General features: G+C 72.0%; 11 protein-coding genes. 8 read left to right on the top strand and 3 right to left on the bottom strand.

What is annotated here, in order from left to right; genetic code table 11:
- Window positions 1-125 precede the first annotated feature (125 nt).
- Both OG251_RS03755 and OG251_RS03750 read right to left on the bottom strand, forming a co-directional pair.
- The gene (locus OG251_RS03755; RefSeq protein WP_326675635.1) at window positions 126-1,019 is read right to left on the bottom strand and encodes a SigB/SigF/SigG family RNA polymerase sigma factor; all 894 of its coding nucleotides are present in this window, start codon (window positions 1,017-1,019) and stop codon (window positions 126-128) included.
- A 411-nt stretch (window positions 1,020-1,430) separates the two neighbouring features.
- Complete coding sequence (locus tag OG251_RS03750; protein WP_326675634.1) at window positions 1,431-1,805, bottom strand: VOC family protein; 375 nt, start codon at window positions 1,803-1,805, stop codon at window positions 1,431-1,433.
- A 392-nt stretch (window positions 1,806-2,197) separates the two neighbouring features.
- On the opposite strand from OG251_RS03750, the gene OG251_RS03745 reads away from it, so the two are divergent.
- The 8 genes from OG251_RS03745 (at window position 2,198) to abc-f (ending at window position 10,699) form a co-directional block, all read left to right on the top strand.
- Window positions 2,198-3,118, top strand: a complete 921-nt coding sequence (locus OG251_RS03745; RefSeq protein ID WP_326675633.1) for an NADP-dependent oxidoreductase — start codon at window positions 2,198-2,200, stop codon at window positions 3,116-3,118.
- A 143-nt stretch (window positions 3,119-3,261) separates the two neighbouring features.
- The gene (locus OG251_RS03740) at window positions 3,262-4,092 is read left to right on the top strand and encodes a GNAT family N-acetyltransferase (RefSeq protein ID WP_326675632.1); all 831 of its coding nucleotides are present in this window, start codon (window positions 3,262-3,264) and stop codon (window positions 4,090-4,092) included.
- Window positions 4,093-4,190: 98 nt separating this feature from the next.
- Window positions 4,191-5,405 carry a PP2C family protein-serine/threonine phosphatase gene (locus tag OG251_RS03735; RefSeq protein WP_442818305.1) on the top strand — a complete coding sequence of 405 codons (1,215 nt, stop codon included), beginning with the start codon at window positions 4,191-4,193 and terminating at the stop codon, window positions 5,403-5,405.
- Between the two features lie 103 nt (window positions 5,406-5,508).
- A complete protein-coding gene (locus tag OG251_RS03730; protein ID WP_326675630.1) occupies window positions 5,509-6,180 on the top strand; it encodes a TetR family transcriptional regulator in 672 nt (223 codons plus the stop codon).
- Window positions 6,177-6,953, top strand: a complete 777-nt coding sequence (locus OG251_RS03725; protein ID WP_326675629.1) for an SDR family NAD(P)-dependent oxidoreductase — start codon at window positions 6,177-6,179, stop codon at window positions 6,951-6,953. Before OG251_RS03730 ends, OG251_RS03725 begins: the two co-directional genes overlap by 4 nt.
- Before the next feature lie 67 nt (window positions 6,954-7,020).
- Entirely contained in the window at window positions 7,021-8,061 is a 1,041-nt protein-coding gene (locus tag OG251_RS03720; RefSeq protein ID WP_326675628.1) for an NAD(P)-dependent alcohol dehydrogenase, read from the top strand.
- Between the two features lie 217 nt (window positions 8,062-8,278).
- Window positions 8,279-8,596, top strand: coding sequence for a DUF6191 domain-containing protein (locus tag OG251_RS03715; protein WP_073728759.1), 318 nt, complete (start codon window positions 8,279-8,281; stop codon window positions 8,594-8,596).
- Between the two features lie 396 nt (window positions 8,597-8,992).
- Complete coding sequence (gene abc-f, locus OG251_RS03710) at window positions 8,993-10,699, top strand: ribosomal protection-like ABC-F family protein (protein ID WP_326675627.1); 1,707 nt, start codon at window positions 8,993-8,995, stop codon at window positions 10,697-10,699.
- Here the strand turns inward: abc-f and OG251_RS03705 are convergent.
- The gene (locus OG251_RS03705) at window positions 10,663-11,166 is read right to left on the bottom strand and encodes an NUDIX domain-containing protein (RefSeq protein ID WP_326675625.1); all 504 of its coding nucleotides are present in this window, start codon (window positions 11,164-11,166) and stop codon (window positions 10,663-10,665) included. The two genes, abc-f and OG251_RS03705, sit on opposite strands and share 37 nt — an antisense overlap.
- Between the last annotated feature and the right edge of the window lie 212 nt (window positions 11,167-11,378).

The following is an 11,378-nucleotide window of genomic DNA, read 5'->3' as shown; positions in this document are numbered from 1 at the left end:
GGCAAGAAGCACGCGCTGTCGACGGGCTGACTACGGACCGTAGAGGGCATGGTGCGGGTCCGAGAAGCGTGTCGCGTGCTTGGCCACGAAGCTGCAATACGGAAGCAACACAAGGGCTCCGGCGGCTACTCCTGGGTGAGCATGCCGCTGCGCAGCCGGAGCAGCATGCGGCTCAGCAGCCGCGACACATGCATCTGGGAGATCCCGAGTTCCGCGCCGATCTGCGCCTGCGTCAGCTCCTGGCCGAAGCGCATGTCGATGATGCGGCGCTCGCGGGCGTCCAGCTCCCCGAGCAGCGGAGCGAGAGCGTGCAGATTCTCCACGCTCTCCATGGCCGGGTCCGGTTCGCCCAGGATGTCGGCGAAGGTGCGCCCGCCCGCGTTGTGGCGTCCCGACTGCGAGGTGTCGGTCGGCATGTCCAGCGAACCCGCCGTGTACCCGTTGGAAGCGACGATGCCCTCGGTCACCTCCGCCTCCTCGATGCCCAGATGCTCGGCCAGTTCGTGAACGGTGGGGTCCCGGTCGAGATCGCCCGCGAGGGACTCCTTCGACTTGGCGAGGTCGACACGCAACTCCTGCAGCCGGCGCGGCACATGCACGGCCCAGCTGGTGTCCCGGAAGAATCGTTTGATCTCGCCGACGATGTACGGGACGGCGAACGAGGTGAACTCGACCTCGCGGGAGAGGTCGAACCGGTCGATCGCCTTGATCAGACCGATCGTGCCGACCTGGACGATGTCCTCCATGTCGCCGCTGCCCCGGTTGCGGAACCGGCCCGCGGCGAACCGGACCAGGGACAGGTTCATCTCGATGAGCGTGTTCCGTGCGTACTGGTACTCCTGGGTGCCCTCTTCCAGGTCCTGGAGCCGGTCGAAGAAGAGCTTCGAGAGCTTGCGCGCGTCCTTCGGCGCGATCTTCCCGGCATCCTCGATCCATGGCAGCTGCTCGGCGAAGTCTGCTCGTTCCACTGCGCCGGTCCGTTCCGCAGCGGTGGCGGTCTGCGCGGTGTGCGCCGTCATCTCGTCACGCTCCCCTGGTCGTAGGCCATGAGGTTTAAGCGCCTGCCCTCACTCATGACTCCCATGCGTCCCGGACGGATCGAACGGGTCACACGTGGGGAATTGGCCGGGAATCGCCGTGTTCGGCTCTGCGCGGCCGTCATGAGGGAGTGTCACGAAGAGGCGTCATGAGGGGGCGTGCGGTACCGGGAGAGCCGCCGGGCGCCGACGGTGGTGGGACACCGGAGACGCGGAGGACACGAAGAACCGCCCCACCGGTACGGGGGAGCCCGGTGGGGCGGTCTCCACCAGACTGCCACAGCCGGGGGGCGATTGGGGCCCGACCGGCGCGTATTGAACGGTGGTTGAGTCGAATTCGACGGTTGCCCGACCATGTGTACGCGTGTCAACGGGCTCTGCCGACCGGATCCGTCAGGGGGTGATCCTGCTGACGAGCTCCGGGACCCACTCCACGTACTCGACCTCCGCCCCGCCCGCATGCCGTGCGTAGAGGTAGCGGCCGGTCGGGCCGGTGGCCTCAGGTGTGGTGATCCGCCCGTCGCTCGCGGCGAGCCGGGCGGACAGCTCATCGAGGTCGGAGACGACCACCGTCGCCGAGGCATGGGCGTACCGCGCGCGTTCTTCCGCGGGACCGGCGATGACGAGGAAGTCGCCGATGGCCGCGAGCTCGATCGAACCGAAGGCGAAACGCAGATCGGGTTCGCCGCCGACGAGCTGCCGCAGCAGTGGCAGGCTCGCGTCCATGTCGTCGGCCCACAGGCGTGCGTATGTCTTGAGGATGGTCATGGGGGATGCCTCTCCGCGGCTTTTTGGCACAGCGAGCGGGGCCCGGAGCGGGGCGTGCTCGCCATGGGCTACGCGGAAACCGTAGAAGACCGGCCGAGGGTGCCGGAAGAAGGCACTTTTCGGAAAGAGAGGCACCTCAAGGTGACCCGAGCCGTATGGGCTGTACCCGAGGAGGCGGTCCCACCCGCCCCCGCGGGCCGGACCTGACATCGAGCCCGCCCGCCGGGGCCGGGAAGCGGCGGCCGGTCCGGCGCCCACGCCGTGACCACTTGATTGCGGGCCCGTGAACAGTCCGCCGCCCGGGGAATACGATCCGGTCCCTCGCCTTTCCGCTGCTGTCGGGCGCCCGCGGCCGTCCGGCGGACCCGAGACGGACCGGAACGAGGGACCTCATGCCCAAGGTGTACATATTCCACCGCTACGGCGGACCCGAGGCGGAAGCCTTCAGCGAGCGGCCGGTGCCCGTCCCCGGGCCCGGTGAACTGCTCGTCGCCGTCCGGGCGGCCGGGGTCAACCCGGTCGACTGGAAGCGGCGGTCCGGTCTCCGCCGACCGGGAAGTGATCCGGCGCCCCTGCCGGGTGTCTTCGGCAGCGAGGTGTCGGGGACGGTGGAGGCGGTCGGGCCGGGTGTCGAGGGCTTCGCGCCCGGTCAGCCGGTCTTCGGCTCCCCGCTGACCGGCGGTTACGCCGAGTACGCCCTGCTGGCGGCCGACGCCACCGCCCACAAGCCGGACGGGCTGTCGTTCACGGACGCGGCGGTGCTGCCGGTCGCGGCGGCCACCGCGTACGACGGACTGCGCCAGCTCGACGCGGCTCCCGGCTCCACTCTGCTGGTCACCGGAGCCGGTGGCGGTGTCGGTGTGGCCGCGGTGCAGCTCGCGCGCCACTTCGGGATCCGGGTTCTCGGTACGGCGAGCGCGGCCAAGCAGGACCTCGTCGAATCGCTGGGCGCCGTTCATGTGACGTACGGGCCCGGAGTCGAGGACCGGATACGGGCCGCGGCCCCCGAAGGCGTGGACGCGGCCTTCGACCTGGCCGGCGGCGAGGCGCTGACGGCCGCCGCCGCCGTGGTGGGGGACCGGAAGCGGCTGATCAGCGCCGGGTCGCCGGGGGAGGTCACCGAGCTGGGCGGTGCGGCCGTGCGCCGGACCCGTTCCGCGGCCGTGCTCGACGAACTGGCACGCCTCGTCGTCGGCGGAGCGCTGCGCACCCAGGTGACGCGGACGTTCCCGCTGGCCGAAGCCGACCGGGCACTGCGTACGGTGGAAGGCGGCCACGCACGCGGAAAGATCGTGATCGAGGTGGCCGGATGAGCGCTCCCGCCGCCGTATCAATCCCGGCCCCCGCCGTATCCGCCCCCGCATCAATCCCGGCCCCCGCCGCGTCCGCCGCATCCGTCCCGGCCGCCGTGTCCGCGTCCGTATCCACCCCCGCATCCGAGACAGGAAAGACGCTCGTGCCCGTACATTCCTCCGCCGGCCACCCGGCCCATCCGCTGGACAACCCCGCCCGCTCCTCGCTGACCGGCCCGCACGCCCACTTCGCGGAGCACCGCGGCCGCATTCTGCGCTACCCCGTCGACGTCACTCCGTGGCTCGCCCTGCCGGACGCCCCGGACGCCCAGGACTGGTCCGATGTCGCCGCTCTCGCCGGTCCCGGGGCCTCGGTCACCCTGACCGCGTTCCGTGAGCCGCCGCCCGGGGACTGGGAGATCCTCTTCCACGCCGAGGGTGTCCAGCTCGTCGACGAGTCGGTGGCCGCGGCACCGGACCCCGAGGCCGTGCTCCTGGGGCCCGCCGATGTCCCCGAGATGCTGGAGCTGGTGGCCCGCACCCGCCCCGGACCCTTTCTGCCGCGCACCATAGAACTCGGCACCTACCTGGGCATCCGCCGCTCCGGCGTCCTCGTCGCGATGGCGGGGGAGCGGCTGCACCCGCCCGGCTGGACCGAGATCAGCGGGGTCTGCACCGACGAGTCCGTACGGGGGCAGGGGCTCGCGGGCCGGCTCGTCCGGGCGGTCGCCCACGGGATCAGGGAACGCGGCGAGACCCCGTTCCTGCACGCCGCCGCGTCCAACACCAACGCCGTCCGGCTCTACGAAGCCCTCGGCTTCCGGCTGCGCCGCAGGACGGAGTTCCTGTCGGCCCTCGTTCCCCAGCAGGTCACGGTCCCCCGGCCCGCTCCCGCCCCCGGCCCGGCAGCCGGGGCCTTCGGCGCCCCCGCCCGTGCCGAAGGCCCCGGGCCGAAAGTCCCGACCGGGACCTTCGGCCCGCGCTCGGGGTCGTAAGACTCGTGTGCCGACGCCGCGGTCCCCGGTCCACTGGGTGAGGAACCGTCCTACCGACGGCCGACACCCGGGACCGAGGACCGAACAGGAGGCACACCGTGGCCATGGGCCTTCAGCGAGCGGCAGCCGTGCGCGAGGCGGAGCTGCCGGGCGCGGACGCGAGCGAGGCGGCGGCGGGCGCACCCCGGATCGGGAACTGGCCGCTGGCCGGGGGGCTGGCGCTGCTGACCCTCGCGGTCGTGCTCCTGCACGTCTTCACCGGTGACGACTTCGAGGTGGCCCCGCTGCTGGTCGTCGTCCCCGCCCTGGCCTCCGTCTTCTGCACGGTCCGCCAGACGGTGGGGGTGGCCGGCTGGATCATGATCGTGGTCGTCGGCTCCCGTATCGCCTCGGACGGGTCCTTCTGGGACCTGGTACTGGGCATCGGCTTCACCGTGCTGGCCTGCGCCCTGGGTGTCGGTTCCTGTGCGGCCCGCATCCGGCACGCCCGGCAGATCGCCAGGCTGCGCTCCGCCGCCGTCGCTCTCCAGCGCCAGATCCTGCGCCCACTGCCGGTCCTGACCGACCAGGTCTTCGCGTACGGGCTCTACGAGCCGATCGAGGAGGACCGGTTCGTCGGCGGTGACATCTACGAGGTCGTCGAGTCTCCGTACGGCACCCGGGTGATCATCGGCGATGTCCAGGGCAAGGGGCTCCCCGCCATCGGCGCGGGCTTCGCCGCGCTCGGCGCGTTCCGTGAGGCCGCCATCCGCGAACCCACGCTCACCGGTGTGGTGGACGCCCTGGAGGACGCCGTCGTGCGGCACAACGAGTTCTCCTCCCAGACCGGTGAGACCGAGCGGTTCGTCACGGCGCTGATCCTCGGGTTCGACGGCGGCGACCGGGTGGAGGCGGTCAACTGCGGCCATCTGCCGCCGCGACTGCTGCACAACGGCGAGGCGTCGGCGATCGCCCTCCAGCGGGCCTACGTTCCCCTCGGCATGGCCGAGCTGAGCCGCGAGGCGCGTACGGCGGAATGGTTCGACTTCCCCCCGGGCGCGACGCTGCTGGTCTTCACCGACGGCGTCACCGAGGCCCGTGACGCCTCCGGCCACTTCTACCCCCTGGACGAACGGCTCGGCCGCTGGGCGCGGCGGGGCCCGCGCGAGGTCCTGGACTCGCTCCACGCCGACCTGGAGGACTTCTCCGGTGGCGTCAGGCGCGACGATGTCGCCGCCCTCGCCCTGCGCCGGGCCCCGTCCGGCGGCGCGCGGCGGCCCGAGGCCGTGCCCGGGAACGCCCTGCGGGCCGTGGAAACCCTCGGCGACCGGTAGCCGAGGGGCTCGGCGACACACCCGACACACCCGACACTCCGTCCCATGATGTCCTGATGGGACGAGTGTCGCGGTGGGACATTTTCGGGTGTACGGTGCAGGTATGAATCCGGAACGGAACATCCCGGAGAGGCGCAGCCGCAAGGCCCGCCGGACCCGGGAGACGCTGGCGCAGGCCGCGTTCGAGCTCGTACTCGACCGAGGACTGCGGAAGGTGACGGTCGAGGAGATCGCGGAGACCGCCGATGTCGACCGACGCACCTTCAGCCGGTACTTCCCGAGCAAGGAAGCCGCCGTACTCGACTCCGTACGGGGCGACGGCGACCGGATCAACGAGGCCCTGAAGGCCCGCCCCGCCTCCGAGCCGCCGCTCACCGCCTACCGGCGCGCCGTGCTCGACTGGCTCGGCGACCCCTCGGCGGAGCCCTGGCACCGCCGCCCCCGGTTCTTCGACCTGCTGGTCGTCGCCGAGCGGGAACCGACCCTCTACGCGGCCTTCCACCACATCCGGGTGGACGCGCAGGAGGACTCGGTCGCCATCGTCGCGGACCGGCTCGGCGTCGATCCCCGGCTGGACATCCGCCCCGCCGTCACGGTGGCCGCGGGAGCGGGCGCCCTGCTCGCCGCCCAGGCCGCCTGGGTGCGGGGGAGCCGCCAGGACGCGTTGCCCGAGCTGGTCGTCCAGGCGTTCGACGCCCTCGCCTCGGATCTGCTCACCCAGCGGCAGGCCACTACGGCACCGCACAGCACCACAGAAGGAAAGGCAACATCATGAGCACCGACACCCCCGCCACGTCCGACACGGAGTTCGCCGGCCGGATCGCCCTCATCACCGGTGGCGCGTCCGGCATCGGCCTCGCCCTGGCCGGGCGGCTCGCCGCGAGCGGTGCGGCCGTCGTCGTCGCCGACTACGACGAGGAAGCCGCGCGCAAGGCCGCCGCCGAGCTGGAGAGCACCGGTGCGAAGGCCGCCGCGGTCGCCATGGACGTGACCGACCCGGCCTCCGTCGAGGCCGCCGTCCGCTTCACCGTCGACACCTTCGGCGCACTCCACCTCGCCGTGAACAACGCGGGCATCGGCGGTCCGAGCAACCCCACCGGTGAGTACGCCATCGAGGACTGGAACCGCGTCGTGGCGACCAACCTCAGCGGCGTCTTCTACTCGATGCGCTACGAACTCCCCGCCATCGTCGCCGCGGGCGGCGGTGCGGTGGTCAACATGTCCTCGATCCTCGGCACCAACGGCTTCGCCGGTTCCCCCGCGTACGTCGCGGCCAAGCACGGCGTCGTCGGCCTCACCAAGACCGCCGCCCTCGAATACGCCGCACAGAACGTCCGGATCAACGCCGTCGGCCCCGGCTTCATCGACACGCCCCTGCTGCGCAACACCGACGGTCCGGCCCGCGACCACCTGATCTCCCTGCACCCGGCCGGACGCCTCGGCACGGCGGAGGAAGTGGCCGAGCTCACCGCCTTCCTCCTCTCCGACAGGGCCTCCTTCATCCACGGCAGCTACCACCTGGTGGACGGCGGCTACTCCGCCTCATGACCGCCCCGAGTGGCGAACCGGGGGCACGGGGGCGAGAAAGAGAACAAGGAAAGACTGAGGAGACCCCATGAAAGCCGTTCAGTACCGCGCCGTCGGATCCGCTCCCGAGGTCGTGACCGTCCCGGACCCCGAGCCCGGCCCGGGGCAGGTCCTGCTGAAGGTCACCGCCGCAGGTGTCTGCCACTCCGACATCGCCGTGATGAGCTGGCCCGCGGACCAGATCCCCTTCCCGCTGCCCCTCACCCTCGGGCACGAGGGCGTCGGCACGATCGCCGCGCTCGGTGACGGCGTCACCGGCTTCGCGACCGGCGACTCCGTCGCCGTCTACGGCCCCTGGGGCTGCGGTACCTGCGTGAACTGTGCCGAGGGCAAGGAGAACTACTGCCTGCGCGCCAAGGAGCTCGGCATCGCGCCGCCCGGACTCGGCGCCCCCGGCGCCATGGCCGAGTACATGATCGTCGACGACCCGCGCCACCTGGTGCCGATCGGCGACCTCGACCCCGTGAAGACGGTGCCGCTCACGGACGCGGGGCTGACCCCGTACCACGCGATCAAGCGCTCCCTGTCCAAGCTGGTGCCCGGCGCCACCGCCGTGGTCATCGGCACCGGCGGTCTCGGCCACGTCGCGATCCAGCTGCTGCGCGCCATGACCGCCGTGCGCGTGATCGCGCTCGACGTCACCGAGGACAAGCTCGCCCTCGCCCGCACGGTCGGCGCCCACGAAGCCGTCCTGTCCGACGAGCACGCGGCCGCCAAGGTGCTCGAACTGACCGGCGGTCTCGGCGCCCACGTCGTCCTCGACTTCGTCGGCGCCCCGCCCACCGTGAAGACGGCCGGAGCGGTCGCCCGGGTCGACGGCGATGTCACGATCGTCGGCATCGGCGGCGGCGCCCTGCCCGTCGGCTTCGGCACGCTGCCCTACGGCACGACCGTCACCGCGCCCTACTGGGGTTCGCGCAAGGAACTGGTCGAGGTGCTCGACCTCGCCCACGCCGGTTCGGTCGACGTCCATGTGGAGACGTACTCCATCGACGAGGCGCCGCTCGCGTACGAGCGACTGCACTCCGGCAAGATCAACGGCCGGGCCGTCATCCTTCCCAACGGCTGAGATCCGACCTCCTCCCCACCAGCCGGGAGCCGGTCCCGTCGCCCGACGACGGAGGTTCTCCGTCACTCACGGTGGGCCCCCGTCGCCCGACCCGACGACGGATGGCCCCACCGGACCGTGCGGGCCGCCGCAGCACAGCGACGGCCCGCATCCTCCGGTCCGAACCCACGTCGCGAAACCGGTGCGCCCGGCCATGGACATGGGTGAGACTGGCCCCATGGGGTTTCTCGTACTGATGACTTTGCCTGGACTGGTGATCGGGCTGACCCTGCTCGCCTTCGTCGACCAGCTGCTGCTGCGCGCCGGGCGGGCCGGGATACTGCCCTGGCGCAACAGCGCCCGGCAGGGCCAGGTGTCGGCGACCGGCTTCGAGCAGCTGCACGCGACCTTCTCGCCCGGCAAGCAGAGCGAACTCAAGGAGCGTCAGAGCGCACTGCTGCTCAGGGACGACGAGGAGGACGGCGCCCCGCCGAACAGGTCCACCGTCGACCTGACCGGCGGCCGGGCGGTCATCCGCCTCCCGAAAGCAGGCTGACCCTTCTATTGCCGAGCGAGTCCTCCCGGCCCTCGCTGAGGGCTGTCCCGTCATGCCTGGCGGGCGCACGACGACAGTTACGGCACCTCGCGGCGTTGTCGGAACGCCCGAATACATCCCGTATGCGGACGTCCCTCCGCCTTGCGATGCACCGCATCCGACGCCGTGTGCCGATCCACCAGGGATGACGGGACAGCCCTTAGACTTCCGTCCATGCGTTCGTACTACTTCTTCCGCTGATTCCCGGCCAGGACGCCGCCGCCCGACGCTGAGCGTCGCCGGATGCCCCCCCGGGGCACCCCGCGCGTGCCGCAGTCCCTTCCGCCGTCCGGCATCCATGCCCCGCCGTGCGCTTCCGCGCGCCTTCACGGGCTTGTCCTCAGGGAAGAAGCACCCATGCACCCCCAGCGCGACCGCGCTCAACTGACCTTGAAAGACGTCTCCAAGAGCTACGGAGACCGGTCGGTACTCGACCAGGTGACACTCACCGTCCGCCCCGGTGAGAAGGCCGGCATCATCGGTGAGAACGGCTCCGGCAAATCCACCCTTCTCCGGCTGATGGCGGGGGTGGAGACGCCCGACGGCGGGGACCTCACCGTCCGGTTCCCCGGCGGCACCGGATACCTCGCCCAGACCCTCACCCTCGCCCCCGACGACACCGTTCAGGACGCCGTCGACGCGGCGCTCGCCGAACTGCGCGAACTGGAACGCCGCATCCGTGCGGCGGAGACCGCGCTGTCCGCCGCGGGTGAACCCACGGACACGGAACTCACCGCCTACGGAGACCTCCTCACCGCCTACGAGGAACGCGACGGCTACCGGGCCGACGCCCGCACCGACGCGGCACTGCACGGCCTCGGCCTGGCGCACCTCACCCGCGAACGGCCGCTCGCCACCCTCTCCGGCGGCGAACAGTCCCGGCTCGCCCTGGCCTGCGTGCTGGCCGCGGCCCCCGAACTGCTGCTGCTCGACGAACCGACCAACCACCTGGACGCCCGGGCCGTCGGCTGGCTGGAGGACCACCTGCGGGCCCACCGCGGCACCGTCGTGGCCATCACGCACGACCGGGCCTTCCTGGAGCGCGTCACCTCGGTGATCCTGGAGGTCGACCGCGACCTGCGCGGCGTCACCAGGTACGGGGACGGCTGGGACGGCTACCGCACGGCCAAGGCCGCGGCCCGCCGCCGGTGGGCCCAGGAGCACCAGGAATACCTGGCGGAACTGGCCCGCACCGAGGAACTGGTGGACGCGGCCGGGCAGCGGCTCGCGGCCACCGGAAAGGACCCGAAGGAGGGCTACGGCAAACACCGCCGCTCGCACGAGGCCAAACTCTCCGGCCAGGTCAGGGCCGCCCGGACCCGCCTCGAAGCACTGCGCCGCTCACCCGTGCCCGCCCCGCCCCCGCCCCTGTCCTTCACCGCCCGCCCGGCCGTCGCCACGCAGGACGACCGGCACCACCCGGAGCCGCTGCTCGCCCTGGAATCCGTCTCCGTCGGCGACCGGCTCCAGCTCCCGGCCCTGCGCGTCGAGCCCGGACAACGGCTCCTGGTCAACGGCCCCAACGGCGCCGGGAAGACCACCCTGCTGCGGGTGCTCGCCGGGGACCTCGCCCCGGACACGGGCACGGTCCGGCGGCGGGCACGGATCGGCTACCTTCCGCAGGAACTCCCGCAGCGACCGACCCGGCGCACCCTGCTGGAGACCTTCGCCGCCGGCCGCCCCGGCTTCCCGGACGAGTACGCGCAGGACCTCCTCGGCCTCGGGCTGTTCCGCCCCGAGGACCTGACCGTTCCCGTCGCGGCCCTCTCCATCGGCCAGCAGCGCAGGCTGGCGCTGGCCCGGCTGGTGACCCGGCCCGCCGATCTGCTGGTCCTGGACGAGCCGACGAACCACATCGCGCTGAGCCTGGTGGAGGAGCTGGAGGAAGCCCTCGCGCGGTACCGGGGAGCCGTCGTCGTGGTCTCGCACGACCGCGGCTTCCGCGACCGCTTCACCGGGGACGTGCTGGAACTGCGGGCCGGCCGCCCGGTCCGGAGCCCGGAGAAGGCCCACGGCCGGGGCGAGGGCTACCCGTCCGAGGAGGCGTGCCCCTCGCGGACCTGACCGCGCAACCGGTCGAGGAAGACCCGCTGGCCCGTGACCAGGAGCTCGGCGGCCCGCTCCGGTGTGCACCAGGCGAACCGGTCCATCTCCGGGAACTCCCGCTGCACACCGGACCCCCTCGGCCACTCCATCGTGAACGTCCCCGGAACGGCCGCCGCCGGATCCAGTTCCGCCTCCACCGCCCACACGGTCACCGTCTTGCCGCTCGGCTGACGCGCCGCGCCGAGCGGCACCCAGGCACCGTCCGGAACCGGTAGCCCCACCTCTTCCCGGAACTCCCGGCGGGCGGCGGCGGCTGGTTCCTCCTCCGGGCCGTACTCGCCCTTGGGGATCGACCAGGCGGCCTCCTCGCGACGCGCCCAGAACGGGCCGCCCATGTGCCCGATCAACACCTCGACATCCCGCTCGCTCCCCGTGCCCGTCACCCGGAAGAGGAGGAGACCCGCGCTGCGCCTGAGCGTCGACATGTCGTCAAGTCTGCGGTCCGGAACGGCGGGCCGCCACGCCGACGCGGCGCACCTGGGTGATCATGTCGGTCATCAACCCGCCGCGCGGTGTTTCCTCCGATGTCCCCGTTGCCCCCTGGTGTGTCCCAGTCCGCCCGGCCATGCTGTCCGCCGACAGCGCTTTCCCCCGTGCAACCCGCTTGATTCCAGGAGGATTTGTGGGCCTTGGCATA

Origin of the sequence: Streptomyces sp. NBC_01237 (genome assembly GCF_035917275.1) — a bacterium.
Classification (GTDB): Bacteria; Actinomycetota; Actinomycetes; order Streptomycetales; family Streptomycetaceae; genus Streptomyces.
Note: the sequence above shows the minus strand (reverse complement) of the source record. Positions and strands in the feature narration are given on the sequence as shown.

Bases quoted from the DNA above. Each gene is read 5' to 3' on its own strand.
- OG251_RS03755 (WP_326675635.1), bottom strand. From the start codon at position 1,019: ATGACGGCGCACACCGCGCAGACCGCCACCGCTGCGGAACGGACCGGC.
- OG251_RS03750 (WP_326675634.1), bottom strand. From the start codon at position 1,805: ATGACCATCCTCAAGACATACGCACGCCTGTGGGCCGACGACATGGAC.
- OG251_RS03745 (WP_326675633.1), top strand. From the start codon at position 2,198: ATGCCCAAGGTGTACATATTCCACCGCTACGGCGGACCCGAGGCGGAA.
- OG251_RS03730 (WP_326675630.1), top strand. From the start codon at position 5,509: ATGAATCCGGAACGGAACATCCCGGAGAGGCGCAGCCGCAAGGCCCGC.
- OG251_RS03725 (WP_326675629.1), top strand. From the start codon at position 6,177: ATGAGCACCGACACCCCCGCCACGTCCGACACGGAGTTCGCCGGCCGG.
- OG251_RS03720 (WP_326675628.1), top strand. From the start codon at position 7,021: ATGAAAGCCGTTCAGTACCGCGCCGTCGGATCCGCTCCCGAGGTCGTG.
- OG251_RS03715 (WP_073728759.1), top strand. From the start codon at position 8,279: ATGGGGTTTCTCGTACTGATGACTTTGCCTGGACTGGTGATCGGGCTG.
- abc-f (WP_326675627.1), top strand. From the start codon at position 8,993: ATGCACCCCCAGCGCGACCGCGCTCAACTGACCTTGAAAGACGTCTCC.
- OG251_RS03705 (WP_326675625.1), bottom strand. From the start codon at position 11,166: ATGTCGACGCTCAGGCGCAGCGCGGGTCTCCTCCTCTTCCGGGTGACG.